16 protein-coding genes are annotated in these 16,403 nt (G+C 71.6%); 2 read left to right on the top strand and 14 right to left on the bottom strand.

Annotated elements, in window-relative coordinates; translation table 11 throughout:
* The 11 genes from ACWGH0_RS32975 to ACWGH0_RS32925 all read right to left on the bottom strand — a co-directional run.
* Positions 1-418, bottom strand: a 418-nt coding sequence (locus tag ACWGH0_RS32975) for a type II 3-dehydroquinate dehydratase (protein WP_453407952.1), incomplete at its 3' end; no start/stop codon positions are given.
* A complete protein-coding gene (aroB, locus tag ACWGH0_RS32970; protein ID WP_453407951.1) occupies positions 415-1,509 on the bottom strand; it encodes a 3-dehydroquinate synthase in 1,095 nt (364 codons plus the stop codon). The genes ACWGH0_RS32975 and aroB, both read right to left, overlap by 4 nt.
* Positions 1,506-1,988 carry a shikimate kinase gene (locus ACWGH0_RS32965; protein ID WP_453407953.1) on the bottom strand — a complete coding sequence of 161 codons (483 nt, stop codon included), beginning with the start codon at positions 1,986-1,988 and terminating at the stop codon, positions 1,506-1,508. The genes aroB and ACWGH0_RS32965 overlap by 4 nt, the downstream gene beginning before the upstream one ends.
* Positions 1,989-2,026: 38 nt before the next feature.
* Complete coding sequence (aroC, locus tag ACWGH0_RS32960; RefSeq protein WP_453407950.1) at positions 2,027-3,211, bottom strand: chorismate synthase; 1,185 nt, start codon at positions 3,209-3,211, stop codon at positions 2,027-2,029.
* Positions 3,212-3,340: 129 nt separating this feature from the next.
* Positions 3,341-3,529: a hypothetical protein gene (locus ACWGH0_RS32955; RefSeq protein WP_453407949.1), complete on the bottom strand. Its 189-nt coding sequence runs from the start codon at positions 3,527-3,529 to the stop codon at positions 3,341-3,343.
* A 44-nt stretch (positions 3,530-3,573) separates the two neighbouring features.
* Complete coding sequence (locus ACWGH0_RS32950) at positions 3,574-4,404, bottom strand: shikimate dehydrogenase (protein ID WP_453407948.1); 831 nt, start codon at positions 4,402-4,404, stop codon at positions 3,574-3,576.
* Positions 4,401-6,170 carry an endolytic transglycosylase MltG gene (mltG, locus tag ACWGH0_RS32945; RefSeq protein ID WP_453407947.1) on the bottom strand — a complete coding sequence of 590 codons (1,770 nt, stop codon included), beginning with the start codon at positions 6,168-6,170 and terminating at the stop codon, positions 4,401-4,403. Before mltG ends, ACWGH0_RS32950 begins: the two co-directional genes overlap by 4 nt.
* Positions 6,171-6,298: 128 nt before the next feature.
* Positions 6,299-6,763: a Holliday junction resolvase RuvX gene (gene ruvX, locus ACWGH0_RS32940; RefSeq protein WP_453407946.1), complete on the bottom strand. Its 465-nt coding sequence runs from the start codon at positions 6,761-6,763 to the stop codon at positions 6,299-6,301.
* Positions 6,763-9,432, bottom strand: coding sequence for an alanine--tRNA ligase (gene alaS, locus ACWGH0_RS32935; protein WP_453407945.1), 2,670 nt, complete (start codon positions 9,430-9,432; stop codon positions 6,763-6,765). Before alaS ends, ruvX begins: the two co-directional genes overlap by 1 nt.
* Positions 9,432-9,743 (bottom strand): DUF6167 family protein, encoded by a 312-nt coding sequence (locus ACWGH0_RS32930; RefSeq protein ID WP_453407944.1) that lies wholly within the window; start codon positions 9,741-9,743, stop codon positions 9,432-9,434. The genes alaS and ACWGH0_RS32930 overlap by 1 nt, the downstream gene beginning before the upstream one ends.
* A gap of 7 nt (positions 9,744-9,750) precedes the next feature.
* On the bottom strand, positions 9,751-10,182 hold the full coding sequence (locus tag ACWGH0_RS32925) for a DUF948 domain-containing protein (protein WP_453407943.1): 432 nt from the start codon (positions 10,180-10,182) through the stop codon (positions 9,751-9,753).
* Positions 10,183-10,329: 147 nt separating this feature from the next.
* Between ACWGH0_RS32925 and ACWGH0_RS32920 the strand changes: the two genes are divergently transcribed.
* Positions 10,330-12,525, top strand: coding sequence for an ATP-binding protein (locus ACWGH0_RS32920; protein WP_453407942.1), 2,196 nt, complete (start codon positions 10,330-10,332; stop codon positions 12,523-12,525).
* A 27-nt stretch (positions 12,526-12,552) separates the two neighbouring features.
* On the opposite strand, the gene rpsD is transcribed toward ACWGH0_RS32920, so the two are convergent.
* The gene (gene rpsD / locus ACWGH0_RS32915) at positions 12,553-13,167 is read right to left on the bottom strand and encodes a 30S ribosomal protein S4 (RefSeq protein WP_138894445.1); all 615 of its coding nucleotides are present in this window, start codon (positions 13,165-13,167) and stop codon (positions 12,553-12,555) included.
* Positions 13,168-13,352: 185 nt separating this feature from the next.
* Between rpsD and ACWGH0_RS32910 the strand changes: the two genes are divergently transcribed.
* Positions 13,353-14,039, top strand: a complete 687-nt coding sequence (locus tag ACWGH0_RS32910) for a DUF2470 domain-containing protein (RefSeq protein WP_453407941.1) — start codon at positions 13,353-13,355, stop codon at positions 14,037-14,039.
* 9 nt (positions 14,040-14,048) lie between these two features.
* Here the strand turns inward: ACWGH0_RS32910 and ACWGH0_RS32905 are convergent, their stop codons facing one another.
* Together ACWGH0_RS32905 and ACWGH0_RS32900 are read right to left on the bottom strand one after the other, a co-directional pair.
* The gene (locus tag ACWGH0_RS32905) at positions 14,049-15,419 is read right to left on the bottom strand and encodes a replication-associated recombination protein A (RefSeq protein WP_453407940.1); all 1,371 of its coding nucleotides are present in this window, start codon (positions 15,417-15,419) and stop codon (positions 14,049-14,051) included.
* A gap of 39 nt (positions 15,420-15,458) precedes the next feature.
* Positions 15,459-16,094, bottom strand: coding sequence for a vitamin K epoxide reductase family protein (locus ACWGH0_RS32900; RefSeq protein WP_453407939.1), 636 nt, complete (start codon positions 16,092-16,094; stop codon positions 15,459-15,461).
* Between the last annotated feature and the right edge of the window lie 309 nt (positions 16,095-16,403).

Here is a 16,403-nt window from a genome sequence, read left to right as displayed (position 1 = left end):
GGGCGAGCCGGTAGGAGCCGATGCCGAATCCGGCGACCGTACCGCTGGCCACCGAGGCGACCACCGAGGTGTGGCGGAACTGCTCACGCGTGTACGGGTTGGAGATGTGCACCTCGACGAGCGGCGCGGTCCGCTGGGCCGCCGCGTCCCGCATCCCGTACGAGTAGTGCGTGAAGGCGCCCGGGTTGAGAACGACCGGAATCGACCCGTCGGCGGCCTCGTGGAGCCAGCGGATCAGTTCGCCCTCGTCGTTGGTCTCCCGCACCTCGACGTCGAAGCCGAGCTCCTTGCCGAGCCGTGCGCACTCCGCGACAAGCCCGGCGTACGACGTCGCGCCGTACACGTCGGGCTCGCGCGATCCGAGCCTGCCGAGGTTGGGCCCGTTGAGCACGAGCACCCGGCGCGCCGCCGGTGTCACTTGGACACCTCGCCGTACGCGGCGAGCAGCACCGCCGGGTCGGGGCCTTCGAGGACGGTCGGCTTGGCGAGCCCGTCCAGGACGATGAAGCGCAGCAGGTTCCCGCGCGACTTCTTGTCGACCTTCATGGTCTCCAGCAGCTTGGGCCACTGGTCACCCCGGTAGGCGAGCGGCAGCCCGACCGACTCCAGCACCGTGCGGTGGCGGTCGGCGGTCTCGTCGTCGAGCCGGCCCGCGAGACGGCCCAGCTCGGCGGCGAAGACCATGCCGATGGAGACGGCGGCGCCGTGCCGCCAGTTGTAGCGCTCGTTCTTCTCGATGGCGTGCGCCAGTGTGTGGCCGTAGTTGAGGATCTCGCGCAGCCCGGATTCCCTCAGGTCGCTCGACACCACGTCGGCCTTGACCCGGATGGCGCGCTCGATCAGCTCGGCCGTGCGGGGGCCCTCGGGCGTACGGGCCGCCGCCGGGTCCTCCTCGATCAGGTCGAGGATCACCGGGTCGGCGATGAAGCCCGCCTTGATGATCTCGGCGAGACCGCTGATGTAGTCGTTGACCGGCAGCGAGTCCAGCGCCGCCAAGTCGCAGAGCACACCGGCGGGCGGGTGGAAGGCGCCGACGAGGTTCTTGCCCTCGGCGGTGTTGATGCCCGTCTTGCCGCCGACGGCCGCGTCGACCATGCCGAGCACGGTCGTCGGCACGGCGATCCAGCGCACCCCGCGCAGCCAGGTGGCGGCGACGAAGCCGGCCACGTCGGTGGTCGCTCCCCCGCCCACGCCGACGATGACGTCCGTGCGCGTGAAGTTGGTCTGCCCGAGCGCCTTCCAGCAGTACGCCGCCACCTCGACGGTCTTGGACTCCTCGGCGTTCGGCAGCTGGATCGCGATGGCTTCGTAACCCTGGGCCGCGAGGTCCTCGCGGATCGCCTCGCCGGTGCCGGCGAGCGCCTCCGGGTGCAGGACGGCGACGCGCTGGGCACGGCCGCCGATCAGCCCGGGGAGCTCGCCCAGCAGCTGCCGGCCGACCAGCACCTCGTAGGGCTCCGCGCCCTCGCCGCCGCCGATCCGGATACGGGTGACTGCCTGCTCCGTCATGCTTCCTTCAATTCGAGTGCGTCGAGGACCGCCTGGGCGACCTCTTCGGGGGTGCGGTCGTCGGTCTCGACCACCGCGTGGGCCACCTCCGCGTACAGATGACGGCGCGATTCCATCAGCTGCTTCCACTGCTGGCGCGGATTGACGGCCAGCAGCGGGCGTGCCGTGTTCAGCCCGACCCGCCTGATCGCCTCGGTGACGTTCATGGAGAGGTAGACGACGGGCAGCCCGGCCAGGGCCGCCCGCGTCCCGTCGTCGAGTACCGCGCCGCCGCCGAGCGCGAGTACGCCGCGGTGCTCGGCGAGGGCGGCCCGTACGGCCTGCTGCTCCAGGGCGCGGAAGTGGGCCTCGCCCTCGTCGACGAAGATCTCGGAGATCGGCCGGCCCTCGGCCGCGACGATGTCGGCGTCCGTGTCGCGGTACGCGACGCCCAGGCGCTCGGCGAGCAGCAGGCCGACGGTGGACTTGCCGACGCCCATGGGGCCGACCAGTACGACCAGGGGGCCGCCCGACTCGCTCACCGGACGACCAGGTTGTCGAGGTAGCTCTGGACGTTGCGCCGGGTCTCGCCCACGCTGTCGCCGCCGAACTTCTCCGCGACGGCGTCCGCGAGGACCAGCGCGACCATGGCCTCGGCCACGATGCCGGCCGCCGGGACGGCGCACACGTCGGAGCGCTGGTGGTGCGCCGCCGCGACCTCGCCGGTGGCGGTGTCGATGGTGGCGAGGGCGCGCGGCACGGTGGCGATGGGCTTCATCGCGGCCCGTACGCGCAGCAGCTCGCCGGTGGACATGCCGCCCTCCGTGCCGCCGGCGCGCCCGGAGGTGCGGCGTACGCCCTCGGCGGTCGGCACGATCTCGTCGTGCGCCTTGGAACCGGGCACCCGGGCCAGGTCGAAGCCGTCGCCGACCTCGACGCCCTTGATCGCCTGGATGCCCATCAGGGCGGCGGCAAGCCGCGCGTCGAGCCGGCGGTCCCAGTGCACGAAGGAGCCGAGGCCGACGGGCACGCCGTAGGCCAGCACCTCCACGACGCCGCCGAGCGTGTCGCCGTCCTTGTGGGCCTGGTCGATCTCGGCGACCATCGCCTTCGACGCGTCGGCGTCCAGGCAGCGCACCGGGTCCTCGTCGAGCCGCGCCTCGTCGGCGGGCACGGGCAGGACGCCGTACGGCGCCTTGGCCGAGGCCAGCTCCACGACGTGCGACACGATCTCGACGCCGGTGGTCTCCTTCAGGTACGACCGTGCGACGGTGCCCAGCGCGACGCGGGCGGCGGTCTCGCGGGCGCTCGCGCGCTCCAGTACCGGCCGCGCCTCGTCCAGCGCGTACTTCTGCATTCCGGCGAGGTCCGCGTGGCCCGGACGCGGGCGGGTCAGCGGCGCGTTGCGCGCCAGCTTGGCCAGCTCCTCGGTGTCCACGGGGTCGGCCGACATGACCTGCTCCCACTTGGGCCACTCGGTGTTGCCCACCATGATCGCGACGGGGCCGCCCATGGTCAGGCCGTGCCGCACGCCGCCGAGGAACGTGACCTCGTCCCTCTCGAACTTCATCCGCGCGCCGCGCCCATAGCCGAGCCGCCGCCGGGCGAGCGCGTCCGCCACCATCTCCGTGGTGACGGGGACACCGGAGGGAAGGCCCTCCAGCGTCGCGACGAGTGCGGGGCCGTGGGATTCCCCCGCGGTCAGCCAGCGCAACCTGCTCAACGGTGCTCCTCATGCTCGCGCCTGGAACTGCGACGGCGCGACCGGGTGCGCGGCCCTGGCCCGCCACCCCTGATCCTCCCACGACCGGGCCCGTGACCCGGCCGCCGGTCCATCAGACGGACGGCCTTCTCACTTCGCGGGACGCCCGGGAAGCGCCCGCCTCGCTGCCAGGGCGCGCCTCAGCCGGCCCACGCCGTACGCCGCCAGCAGGGCCAGACAGACCGCGCCGAGCGCGAAGCGGACCCAGTCCGGCAGGAAGTACAGCACCAGTTTGAGCAGGTCCGGCGCTGCCAGCACCCGCTCCGTCGTCATGCTCAAGATCGAGCGCTCCCTACCCGGTGACCTGCGGTTCTCCGCAGACCCTAGTGGGCGGCGAGCGCCTGTTCCCCGGCGGCCCGCATCACGGGGAGCGGGGCGGTGGAGCGGCCCGTGTGCTGCTGCACCTGGAGGACGGCCTGGTGCACGAGCAGGTCGAGGCCGCCGACGACCGCGCCGCCGCGCGCGGACCAGGCGGCGGCCAGGGCCGTGGGCCACGGCTCGTACAGCACGTCGAACAGCGTTCCCGGGCGCTCCGGCACCGCCTGCGCGAGCGCGTCGGTCGTGCCGGCCGGGGTGGTGGCGACGACGAGCGGCGCGTCGAACGCCCGGCCCGCGTCCGCCCAGTCCGCGACGCGTACGTCGACTCCGAGCCGCGCGCCCCACTGCCGCATCTCGTCGGCGCGGGCGGAGCTGCGGACGTACGCGGTGACCGGGCCCGTGCACAGGCGGGACAGCGCGGCGAGGGCGGACGAGGCGGTCGCCCCGGCGCCGAGGACCGCGGCGGAGTCGACCTTCTCGATGCCGCGCTCCCGCAGTGCGGCGATCATGCCGGGGATGTCGGTGTTGTCGCCGAGGCGCCGCCCGTCCTCGGTGAAGACGACGGTGTTGACGGCCTCGACGGAGGCCGCCGTGTCGCTGATCTCGTCGAGCAGCGGGATGACGGCCCGCTTGAGCGGCATCGTCAGCGACAGGCCGGCCCAGGACGGGTCGAGCGCCGCGAAGAAGCGGGGGAGCCCGGCCTCGTCCACCTCGAAGCGGTCGTACGACCAGTGGGTGAGGCCGAGTTCCCGGTACGCGGCCCGGTGGAGCACCGGGGAGAGCGAGTGGGCGATGGGCGACCCCAGTACGGCCGCGCGTCGGGTGGTGGTGCTCACTGTCCGGACTTCTCCAGCTCTGCCTCGTACTCGCGGCGGTTCTTCTCGTGCTCCGCGTTGGTCACCGCGAAGAGGGTCTTGTCCGCCGTGACCGAGACGAAGTAGTACCACGGGCCGGGCTTCGGGTTGATCGCCGAATGCAGGGCGTCGGCGCCCGGGTTGCTGATGGCGCCCGGCGGCAGGCCCTTGATGCTGTACGTGTTGTACGGGTCCTGGATCTTCCGCAGGTCGTCGACGGCTCCGACCTCCAGCTTGCTCTCGGCCTTGATGTAGTTGATCGTCGAGTCGAACTCCAGGCGCCCCACCGTCTCCAGGTTGTTGGGCTTGAGGCGGTTGTAGACGACCCGGGACACCTTGTCGAAGTCGTGCTTGTACTTGCCCTCGACCTGGACGAGGCTCGCCACCGTGATCAGTTCCATCGGCGACTGGAGACCCAGCTTGCGGGCGGAGCCCACCACGTCCTGCTTCTCGTACGCCGCGTTGGCCCGCGTGACCATTTCCTTGAGGACCGACTTCGGCGTCGACTTCCCGCCGATGTCGTAACGCGACGGGTAGAGGAAGCCCTCCAGCGGGTCCTTGATGTCCGGGTCGTCGCCGGCCCACGCGGGCAGCCCGAGGTTCTTGTACTCCTTCTCGGCCACGTCCTCCGTGGTGCCCCGCTCCAGCTCCAGCTTCTTGTCGATCTGCTCGTAGATCGACAGGTTCCGCTGGCCCTCGGCCACGATCAGCGCGTTCACGTTCGACGGGTTGATCATGAGCTCTACGGCGGCCTTGCCCGACATCTCCTTCTTCATCGCGTAGACGCCGGGCTGGATCCCCTGGCTCTTGGGATTCGCCGTCGCCGCCGAGACGAACGCCCCGGAGCTCTTGACCACGCCCTTGCGGGCGAGGATGCTGCCGATCTCGCCGAGCCCCGCGCCCTTGGGGACCTCCACCTCCACGGAGCCCGTGCCGCTGCCGGCGAAGTCCTCGGGCGCCCCGAACTGGTCCTGGTAGAACTGGTATCCGAAGTAGCCGAGGCCGCCCACGCCGCCGACCAGGACCACCGCGACGAACAGGCAGGCCGTGCCGTTGCGGCTCTTCTTCTTGGGCTTGCCGCCCCGGCGGTCGCCGCCGCCCCTGCCGCGCCGGGACTCGCGCGGCTCGTCGGGCTCGTCACCGTCGTCGGCGCCCGTGAAGAACGGGTGCTCCTCCGGGGCCTCCTGCTCCGCGTCCCACTCGGTCGCCGGCTCGGGCTCGGGGGCGCGGCGCTGGTTCGGGGGCTGCGGCGGGGGGTAGGCGTCGGGCGCGGCGTAGTAGTCGGCCTCGCCGGCGCCGTAGGGGGGCTGCTGGCCCGCGTAGGGGTCGCTCGCCGGGTTCATGCCGTACGGCACGGGTTCCTGCTGCTGGTACGGCTGCTGGTGCTGGTTGTGCTGTTGCTGCTGGTTCTGGTGCTGCTGGGGGTGCTGCTGGTTCTGGTGCTGCTGCTGGCCGTTGCCCCAGCCGCCGGTGTCGCCGTACTGCTGCTGGCCGTTGTACTGCTGGTGCTGCTCGTGGTGCTGCTGGTGCTGGTGCTGCTGGTCCGGGTAGCCGGGGTGCTGCTGCTGGTGCTGTCCACCGTCGTAGTACGGCTGCTGCTGCGGCTCATGCTGGTAGTGCTGCGGCTGACCGCCGTACGGGCCCTGCCGGCCATCCGCGGCCTGCTGCCCCTGCCATCCCTGGTCCCCGTACAACGGGTCCTCGGGATGCCACGGTTCGTGGCCTGCGCCCCGGCCATACTCAGTCATGAAACCCCATAGTGTGCCGCGAGGCGGTGGCTGCTCCGCGCGTGGGGGCACGGCAACCGGTCCGCCTCTTCTTTGTGCGGCCGCTGTTCGAACACCGCCGCATCGCGCGGAACGTTACCGTATCGCGATCAGACAACCACTTCGACGCCCTCGCCCGGGGGACTGCCCGATACCCGTTCGGCCTCCAGAGCGTTCTGGAGGATGACGATCGCCGCGGCCTGGTCGATGACAGACCGGCCCTTCTTGGACTTCACGCCCGAAGCGCGCAGCCCCTGACTGGCCGTCACTGTGGTCATCCTCTCGTCGACCAGTCGTACCGGAACGGGTGCCACGCCGCGAGCCAGCTCCTGGGCGAACGCCCGGACCTTGACGGCCGCCGGCCCCTCGCCCCCGTTGAGGGAGCGAGGGAGGCCGACCACGACCTCGATCGGTTCGTACTCCTCGACGAGCTGCCTCAGCCGCCGGTGGGCGGCCGGGACGTCGCGTCCCGGCACGGTCTCCACCGGCGTGGCCAGCACCCCGTCGGGGTCGCACGAGGCGACCCCGATCCGGGCGTCCCCGACGTCGATCGCGAGGCGGCGGCCGCGTCTCATCAGGCGCTCTCGCCGACCGCGCGCTCGACGGCGGCCACGGCGTCACCGATGGCCTCCGGGTTCTGGCCGCCGCCCTGGGCGACGTCCGGCTTGCCGCCACCGCCGCCGCCGAGGGTCTTGGCGGCCGTACGGACCAGGTCGCCGGCCTTGAGACCGCGCTCGCGGGCGGCCTCGTTGGTGGCGATGACGGTCAGCGGGCGGCCGCCCGCCGTGGTGAACAGGGCCACCACCGCCGGGCGGTCGCCCGGGATGCGGCCGCGCACGTCCAGGACGAGCCTGCGCAGGTCGTCGGCCGACGTGCCGTCCGGCACCTGGCCGGTGACGACCGCGACACCGCGCACGTCCTTGGCGCCCGAGGCGAGACCGGCGGCGGCCTGGAGGACCTTCTCCGCGCGGAACTTCTCGATCTCCTTCTCGGCGTCCTTCAGCTTGGCGAGCATCCCGGAGATCTTCTCCGGCAGCTCCTCCGGACGGCCCTTGACCAGCTCTTGGAGCTGGGCGACGACCGTGTGCTCACGGGCGAGGAAGTTGTACGCGTCCACGCCGACCAGGGCCTCGATGCGCCGCACGCCCGAGCCGATCGACGACTCGCCGAGCAGCTTCACCAGGCCGAGCTGGGCGGTGTTGTGGACGTGCGTACCGCCGCAGAGCTCCTTGGAGAAGTCGCCGATGGTCACGACGCGCACCCGCTCGCCGTACTTCTCGCCGAACTCCGCGATGGCGCCCTGCTTCTTGGCCTCGTCGATCGACATGACCTCGGCCTGGACGTCGAGTTCGCGGGCCAGCACGTCGTTGATCTTCTGCTCGACGTCGGTCATGACCGTGCCCGGCACGGCGTTCGGCGAGCCGAAGTCGAAGCGGAAGCGGCCCGGGGCGTTCTCCGAACCGGCCTGGGCGGCCGTCGGGCCGAGCGCGTCACGCAGTGCCTGGTGGGTCAGGTGCGTGGCGCTGTGGGCGCGGGCGATGGCGCGGCGGCGCCCCAGGTCGATGGCGGCGTAGGCGGAGGCGCCCACGGTCACCTCACCGACCTGGACCGACCCCTTGTGCACGGAGACGCCGGGGACCGGCTGCTGTACGTCGTGGACCTGGATGACGGCGCCGGAGTCCAGCTTGATGCGGCCGGTGTCGGCCTGCTGGCCGCCGCCCTCGGCGTAGAACGGCGTGCGGTCGAGGACGACCTCGACCTCGTCGCCCTCGGTGGCGGCCGGCGACGGCAGCCCGTCGACGAGCAGGCCGACGATGGTCGACTCGCCCTCGGTGCGGGTGTAGCCGGTGAACTCGGTGGTGCCGGAGGTGTCCGCGACCTCGCGGTAGGCGGAGACGTCGGCGTGGCCGGTCTTCTTGGCCTTGGCGTCGGCCTTGGCCCGGTCCCGCTGCTCCTTCATCAGGCGGCGGAAGCCGTCCTCGTCCACGGACAGGCCCTGTTCGGCGGCCATCTCCAGGGTGAGGTCGATCGGGAAGCCCCAGGTGTCGTGGAGCAGGAACGCCTTGTCGCCGGAGAGGACCGTGCCGCCGGCGGCCTTGGTCTCCGTCACGGCGGTGTCGAGGATGTTCGTGCCGCCCTTGAGGGCCTTGGTGAACGCGGCCTCCTCGGCGAGGGCGACGGTCTCGATGCGCTTGCGCTCGGTGAGCAGCTCCGGGTACTGCGCGCCCATCGAATTGATCACGGTGTCGACGAGCTCGGCGACGACGGGACCCGTGGCGCCCAGGAGACGCATGTTGCGGATGGCGCGGCGCATGATGCGGCGCAGCACGTAGCCGCGGCCCTCGTTGCCGGGGGTGACGCCGTCGCCGATGAGCATCACCGACGTACGCATGTGGTCGGTGACGACGCGCAGCGAGACATCCGAGGCGTGGTCGGCGCCGTACTGGACGCCGGTCAGCTCGGTGGCCTTGTCGATGACGACCTTGGACGTGTCGATCTCGTACAGGTTCCGCACGTCCTGGAGGATCATCGCGAGGCGTTCCAGGCCGAGGCCCGTGTCGATGTTCTTCGACGGCAGGTCCCCGAGGATCGGGAAGTCCTCCTTGCCGTCGCCGGCACCCCGCTCGTACTGCATGAAGACCAGGTTCCAGATCTCCACATACCGCTCGTCGTTGACGGCCGGGCCGCCCTCGACGCCGAAGGCCGGACCGCGGTCGTAGTTGATCTCGGAGCACGGGCCGCACGGGCCGGGGACGCCCATGGACCAGAAGTTGTCCTTCTTGCCCAGGCGCTGGATGCGCTCGGCCGGCACGCCGATCTTGTCGCGCCAGATCTGCTCGGCCTCGTCGTCGTCGAGGTAGACCGTGATCCACAGCCGCTCGGGGTCGAGGCCGTAGCCGCCGTCCGCCACGGAGCTGGTCAGCAGCTCCCAGGCGTACTGGATGGCGCCTTCCTTGAAGTAGTCGCCGAACGAGAAGTTGCCGCACATCTGGAAGAACGTGCCGTGGCGGGTGGTCTTGCCGACCTCTTCGATGTCCGGCGTACGCACGCACTTCTGCACGCTGGTGACGCGCGGGGCGGGCGGCTTGACCTCGCCGAGGAAGTACGGCTTGAAGGGCACCATGCCCGCGGGGACCAGCAGCAGGGTCGGGTCGTCCGCGATGAGCGACGCCGAAGGCACGACGTTGTGTCCGCGCTCCTCGAAGAAGCGCAGCCAGCGGCGGCGGATTTCAGCCGACTCCATCAGTGGTCCTCATTCCGGTTGTACGAATGCTTGGTGTGGTCGAGAGCGGCGACGCGTCGGTGCTCGATGACGTGGGGGTCGTTCGGCGCCTCGAGCCCGAGCGCTTCGCCGAGTTCGGCTTCGCGCTGCGCCATTCCCGCCCTGACGTCGAGCGCGAACTCCTTGAGCCGGTGGCCCGCTTCGACCGCCTTGTCGGCCGCCTGGGCCGCGAGGCTCTCGGGCGTCAGCTGCTTGAGCTTGCGGTTGACCTTGGTGGTGGCCCATACGCCGGCGGCGGCGCCGGCGGTGAACCAGAACGTACGGCGGAACATTGCGGCTTCAGCCCTTCCGCTTCCTGCGCCGGGCGGACGGCACGGTCCGGCCGACGATCACAGTGCGACGCGACGGCTGCTCCGCCGGAGCGTCCTTCCCGCGGCCCATCGCCCGGCGGACGCCGTACCCGAAGGCGGCGACCTTGACGAGCGGGCCGCCGAAGGTGGACGCGACGGTCGTGGAGAGCGCGGAGGCGTTGGAGGTGACTTCCTGGACGTCGGTCGCGATGGCGTCGACCCGGTCGAGCTGGGTCTGCGCGGACCGTACGGTGGCGGACGCGTCCGCCAGCAGCGGCACCGCCTGTTCGGTCACGTCCGCGACAAGCTTGGTCGTCGCCCTGAGCGTCTGGGCCAGCCTCACCAGAACCACGGCGAGGAAGGAGACCAGGATCGCCCAGAAGACGGCCACCAGGATGCCGGCCACCTCTCCACCGGACACGTTGCACCGCTCCCTGACATTGAGAAAAGTCGTCTTGCGAGCCTATCGCGCCGGGGCTCCGGGTCCGTACCGCATTCGGGCGCGGGCAGCGGCGGCCGTCCGGCCCGATTGTACGCAGTGCGTACGGATCGGTACGCTCCGTGTCCTATGCGACGCTCTACCCCTCCAGCGCCCCACTCCCCCGTTCACGGCGGCCTTCCGGCGGAGTTGAACGCGTTCGTCGGGCGCGCCGCGGAACTGGCGGAGGTGGACCGGCTGCTGGGAAGGGCCCGGCTGGTCACCGTGACCGGCGTCGGCGGCGTCGGCAAGACCCGGTTCGCCCTGCGCGGCGCGTACGACGCGCAGGAACGGTACGTCGACGGTGTCCGCCTCGCGGAGCTGTCCGCGCTCACGGACCCCGGCCTGCTGGAGCACGCCCTCGCCGAGGCGCTGGGCGTGACGGACCACTCCGGCAGGGCGCCGCGCGCGGTGCTGGCGGAGCATCTGGCGGGGCGGCGGCTGCTGCTCGTCCTCGATGGCTTCGAGCACCTGGTCGACGCCGTCGCCGGCCTGGTCAGGGAGTTGCTGCGCCGGGCCCCGGGACTGACCGTGCTGGCGACGGGGCGGCTGCCGCTGTGCGTCGACGGCGAGCAGACCTTCCCGCTGGCCCCGATGCCGGCCGCCGAGGCGGTACGGCTCTTCACCGACCGGGCCTCGGCCCAGCAGCCCGGATTCCGGCTGACGGACGCCAACAGCGCCGCCGTACGCGAACTGTGCCGTCGCCTGGACGGAATCCCCCTCGCGCTCGAACTGGCCGCGGGCCGGCTGAGGGCTCTGTCGGTCGAGCAGGTGCTTGACCGGCTCGACGACCGCTTCCGCCTGCTGACCGGGTCCGCCAGGGGCGCCCTCCCCCGCCACCAGACGCTGCGTACCGCGATCGGCTGGAGCCACGAGCTGTGCACGCCCGAGCAGCGGCTGCTGTGGGCCCGGCTCTCCGTGTTCGCCGGGCAGTTCGACCTGGAGGCCGCCGAGTACGTGTGCGGCGGCCCGGAACTGCTGGACGACAGCGTGCTCGGCGTGCTCGACGTGGTGACGGACCTGATCGCCCAGTCCGTCGTGATCCGCGAGGACACGGCGACCGGCGTCCGGTACCGGATGCTCGACACGGTCCGGGAGTACGGCGCCGAATGGCTGGCGGCCATGGGCGACGCGGCGCGGGTGCGCCGCAGGCACCGCGACTGGTACCTGGGGCTGGCGACCTGGTGCGAGCTGGACTGGTTCAGTCCCCGGCAGGCCGAGGTGGCGGCGCGCGTGGAGAGCGAACTGCCCAATCTGCGCCGGGCGATGGAGTTCTCGCTGGAGCACCCGGGGGACGTGCACCTGGGCCAGTACCTGGCGGGCACGCTGTGGTTCTACTGGGTCGGCTGCGGACGGCTCTCCGAGGGACGGCACTGGCTCGACCACGCGCTGGAGCCCGAGGGCGGGCACCGGGCGCACCGGCTGAAGGCCCTGTGGGTGCTCGGTTACGTGGCCGTCCTCCAGGGCGACGCCATCGGGGCGCTCGCCGCCCTCCAGGAGTGCCGCGAGGGCGCGGAGCTGAGCGCCGACGCGTCGGCGGCGGCGTACGCCGTGCACCGCTCGGGCTGCCTCGCGCTGGTGTCCGACGACATGGCGCGCGCCGAGGAGCTGCTGCGTGAGGCCCTGGCGCGCTACGAGGAGACGGGCGAGCTCAACAGCAATGTGCTGATGGCGCGGATCGAGCTGGCGATGGCGGTGGCCTTCCGCGGCGACCTCGCCCAGGCCGTCGCGATCTGCGAGGCGGTCACCGAGGTCTGCGAGGACCACGGGGAGCGCTGGGCCCTCGCGTACGCGCTGTACGTCCTGGCCTATGCGGCGCACACCGACGGCCGGCTGGACCGCTCACGGGAACTCCTGCTGGAGTGCCTGGCCATCGACCACGCCTTCAACGACCTGCTGGGCGTGGTGCTCGCCCTCGAACTGCTGGCGCTGGTCGTCCTCGACGCCGGTGATCCGGCGGAGGCGGCGGTGCTCCAGGGGGCGGCCGAACGGATCTGGCCGTCGGTGGGACTGCCGCTGTTCGGTTCGGCGTACTACAACGCGCCGCACGCGCTGTGCGAGGAGAAGGCCCGCGAGCGCCTCGGCGACGGCCGGTACGAGGCGTTCCGGTGCGAGGGGGCCTCGCTCGGCCTGGACGCGGCGGTGGCCAGGGCGATCGAAGGGCCTCCCCGTCCGGCGCCCGCGCCGCCCCGCCCCCGCGCGGCCGGGGCGGCGCGCGGCAACGCCCCGTACACGCGCGAGCCCGCCGCCCCTCGTTCCGTGCGGAACGAGGAGACGGCGGGCTGAGGCAAGTGCCCGACTACGGCCGCTGGATCAGCGGGCGTAGTACTCGACGACGAGCTGCTCGTCGCAGATGACCGGGATTTCCTTGCGGTTCGGGTCGCGGTCCAGGCGGAAGGCCAGGGCCTTCAGGTTCACCTGGAGGTAGCGCGGCGTCTCACCCTCGGTGTCGTAGCCACCCTCGCGGGCGACCTGGAAGGGGTGCTTCTCGCGGCTGCGCTCGCGGACCATCACGACGTCGTCGGGACGGACGCGGAACGACGGCTTGTCGACCTTGCCACCGTTGACCTCGATGTGGCCGTGGACGACCATCTGACGGGCCTGGTAGATCGTGCGGGCGATGCCCGAACGCAGGATCAGGGCGTCGAGGCGGCGCTCGAGCTCGATGACCAGGGCCTCGCCGGTCTTGCCTTCGGCCTTCTTGGCGCGGTCGTAGGCGCGGGCCATCTGCTTCTCGCTGATGTCGTACTGCGCGCGCAGACGCTGCTTCTCGAGCAGACGGACCTTGTAGTCCGAGTTCTGCTTGCGCCCACGGCCGTGCTCGCCCGGCGGGTACGGACGGGCCTCGAAGTACTTGACAGCCTTCGGCGTCAGCGCGATACCGAGCGCACGGGACTTCTTGACCTTGGGACGCGACTGGTTAGGCACGTTCTCCAGACCTCCGTTGTAGGTTAGGTTAGGCTCACCTTACTCAAGGAGATCGCATGTCTCGTCCGGGGAACACCAGTCACGTCACGGACAACACAAAGAAGGCCGACATCTCAGGTGTCGACGCGACGGAGGTCCGATCAGATCGTGGTCAGCCGCGTCCCAGCGGACTTGAAATCGCGCGGATGCCGTCAGCAGCCGAGCGCACACGAACTCTCGTACAGAGTACCTGCTCCGCGGTAGTGCTTCTCCCGCGTCCCCTGTCGGCCCTTCCCGAGCAGCTGGTTCCCGCGGAGCGGAGCGTGGGGCCGGACGGCGAGGTGCTGCTGGTCTTCCCCGCCGACTCACCGGTCGTACGGGCCGCCACCCACGCCCAGGACGACGAGCTGCGGGTGGTCCTGGAGATCACGGACGTCGCCCCGGTGTCCGTGCCCAACCGTATCCGGGGCCGGGCGTGGGTCTCCGGCTGGCTCACCTGCGTACGCGGGGTCGCGGAGCCCGGGCGGATGCTGCTGCGGCTGGAGGTCGGCGAGGCACGCGTCGACGATCTGTGGGGCACCGGCATGGTCGAGCCCGAGGCGTTCGCCGCGGCGGCCGCAGATCCGCTCGTCGAGCACGAGGCGGAGCTGCTCCAGCACCTGCACGCGGCCCACGGCGACCAGGTGGGCGGGCTGTGCGCCCTGGTGGGCGACAAGGCGGCCGGGACCGTCGCCGTGCCGGTGGCGCTCGACCGGTTCGGGCTGCGGGTGCGCTTCAGCGGCGGCGTGCGGGGCCGTGTGTTCGACGCGCGGTTCGACTTCCGCGAGCCGGTGCGCGACATCGTGGGGCTGCGCCGGGCCATGCACCAGCTCTTCGAAGCGGCCGCGCACTGACCCGTCCGGTCAGGAGCGGGGGTCGGCCTGACCGTCGCCGCGCAGTCGTTCCCGCACCTTCTCCACGACATCGGCGTACCGGGCTTCCGCCCCGTAGCGCGTCGGCTCGTAGTAGTGGCGGCCCTGCACGGCGTCCGGCGCGTACTGCTGCGCGGCGATCGCGCCCGGCACGTCGTGCGGATAGACGTATCCCTGCGCGTGGCCGAGCTTGGCCGCGCCCTTGTAGTGCCCGTCGCGCAGATGCGCCGGAACCGGGCCGGCCATGCCTTTGCGCACGTCGGCCTGCGCGGCGAAGATCGCGTTCGTCGCGGCGTTGGACTTGGGCGCGAGGGCCAGCGCGATCGTGGCGTGGCTGAGGGTCAGAGCGGCCTCGGGAAAGCCGATCATGGCCACGGCCTGCGCGGCGGCGACCGCCGTCGGCAGTGCCGTCGGGTCGGCGAGGCCGATGTCCTCGCTGGCCGAGATCATCAGCCGCCGGGCGATGAACCGGGGGTCCTCCCCCGCCTCGATCATGCGGGCCAGGTAGTGCAGCGCGGCGTCCACGTCGGAGCCGCGGATGGACTTGATGAGGGCACTCGCCACGTCGTAGTGCTGGTCGCCGTCACGGTCGTACTTCACCGCCGCGCGGTCGACCGTCTCCTCGACCGTTTCGAGCGTGACCTCCTCCTCGCCCTTGGCGATGGCCGCTCCCGCCGCCGCCTCCAGCGCGGTGAGCACGCGCCGGGCGTCGCCGCCCGCGATCCGCAGCAGATGCCCCTCGGCGTCGTCGGCCAGCGTGACCGCTCCCCCGAGGCCGCGCTCCTCGGTGAGGGCCCGGCGCACCAGGGAGCGCAGGTCGTCGTCGGTCAGCGGCTCCAGCGTCAGGAGCAGGGAGCGGGAGAGCAGCGGCGAGATGACCGAGAAGTACGGGTTCTCGGTGGTCGCCGCGATGAGCGTGACCCAGCGGTTCTCCACGGCGGGCAGCAGCGAGTCCTGCTGGGCCTTGCTGAAGCGGTGGATCTCGTCGAGGAAGAGGACGGTCTCCTTGCCGAAGCCCCCGGAGGCGCGGCGGGCGCCGTCGATGACGGCTCGTACTTCCTTGACGCCGGCGGTGATCGCGGAGAGCTCGACGAAGCGCTTCTGGGTGGCCTGGCTCACGACGTACGCCAGCGTGGTCTTGCCGGTGCCGGGAGGGCCCCAGAGGATCACCGAGGACGGTCCGGCGGGGCCGCCGCTGCCCTCGCCGACGAGGCGGCGCAGCGGGGCGCCCGGCTTCAGCAGATGCTGCTGGCCGACGACCTCGTCGAGGGTGCGCGGCCGCATCCGTACGGCGAGGGGGCTGCTGGACGGATCCTTGAGCTGACGCTCTTCGGCGGCTGCGGTGAACAGGTCTGGCTCCACGCGTGAAGCCTATGCCAGCCCACTGACAGCGCCGTCGGCTCAGCTGGTCCAGAACGTCCACCAGCGGGTCAGGATCAGCATGCCGATGATCCCGATCCACAGGAACGGCGGCACCCAGTGGAACTCCGTCAGGGCGCTGCGCAGGCCGCTCGGGGCGGGGAGGATGCGGTGCTTGACGTTGTGCGTGGTGACGTAGCAGAACATCACGATGGTGGCGACCCACGCGAGGCAGCACCACAGGCACAGCGAGCCGATGTTGTACAGCGACTGGTACTGGAGCCAGGTGCAGAAGCCGACGCCGAAGAGGGTGCCCGCGTTCAGGCCCAGCCAGAACCAGCGGCGGTAGCGCGCACCGGCCAGCAGGCCCACGCCGATGCAGACCACCATGGCGTAGGTGACGAGGCCGAGCATCGGGTTGGGGAACCCGAACGCCTCGGCCTGCTCGCTCTTCATGATGTTGCCGCACGCGACCACGGGGTTGAGGCTGCACCCCGGCTGGAAGCCCGGGTCCTCCAGCAGCTTGATCTTGTCGATCGTGATGACCCAGGAGGCCAGCAGCCCGGCCAGACCCGTGATCACCAGCATCAGGGCGAAGGGACGGCCGCTGCCGGTCGTGCCCTGCGGGCCGTCCTGCGTGCCGTTGGAGGGGCGGTCGTCTACCGCTGCAGTGGTCATGTCGCCGTTCCGTCGCTGAGTGGGCTGCCGGACACGCTCATTCTGCCGCACCACGGCATCGGTCCACCGTTCGATGGACATAAGGAGATACGGTCCGGCGCCCCGCCGCGGGACCCCCGGCGGAGCCGTGACCGGCGCGAACGCCGCGCTCCGGCGGCGGGATCGGGCCGGCGTGCCCCACCCGGGTCTGTCCGGAACAGGGCCGGCCCGGCAGGACGAATCCGCCGCCGCCGGGTTGACCGTACGAGCACGCGTACGAGCCGACCGGGAAGAGCGGGGCGGGCGCGGGCGGGGGGGGGGGGGGGGGGG

The sequence above is a fragment of the Streptomyces sp. NPDC054887 genome (genome assembly GCF_053610585.1).
Note: the sequence above shows the minus strand (reverse complement) of the source record. Positions and strands in the feature narration are given on the sequence as shown.

Excerpts from the sequence above, each read along its gene's own strand:
- ACWGH0_RS32900 (WP_453407939.1), bottom strand. The coding sequence starts at position 16,094 with ATGACCACTGCAGCGGTAGACGACCGCCCCTCCAACGGCACGCAGGAC.
- ACWGH0_RS32920 (WP_453407942.1), top strand. The coding sequence starts at position 10,330 with ATGCGACGCTCTACCCCTCCAGCGCCCCACTCCCCCGTTCACGGCGGC.
- ACWGH0_RS32910 (WP_453407941.1), top strand. The coding sequence starts at position 13,353 with ATGCCGTCAGCAGCCGAGCGCACACGAACTCTCGTACAGAGTACCTGC.
- alaS (WP_453407945.1), bottom strand. The coding sequence starts at position 9,432 with ATGGAGTCGGCTGAAATCCGCCGCCGCTGGCTGCGCTTCTTCGAGGAG.
- aroB (WP_453407951.1), bottom strand. The coding sequence starts at position 1,509 with ATGACGGAGCAGGCAGTCACCCGTATCCGGATCGGCGGCGGCGAGGGC.
- ACWGH0_RS32965 (WP_453407953.1), bottom strand. The coding sequence starts at position 1,988 with ATGGGCGTCGGCAAGTCCACCGTCGGCCTGCTGCTCGCCGAGCGCCTG.
- ruvX (WP_453407946.1), bottom strand. The coding sequence starts at position 6,763 with ATGAGACGCGGCCGCCGCCTCGCGATCGACGTCGGGGACGCCCGGATC.
- mltG (WP_453407947.1), bottom strand. The coding sequence starts at position 6,170 with ATGACTGAGTATGGCCGGGGCGCAGGCCACGAACCGTGGCATCCCGAG.
- ACWGH0_RS32930 (WP_453407944.1), bottom strand. The coding sequence starts at position 9,743 with ATGTTCCGCCGTACGTTCTGGTTCACCGCCGGCGCCGCCGCCGGCGTA.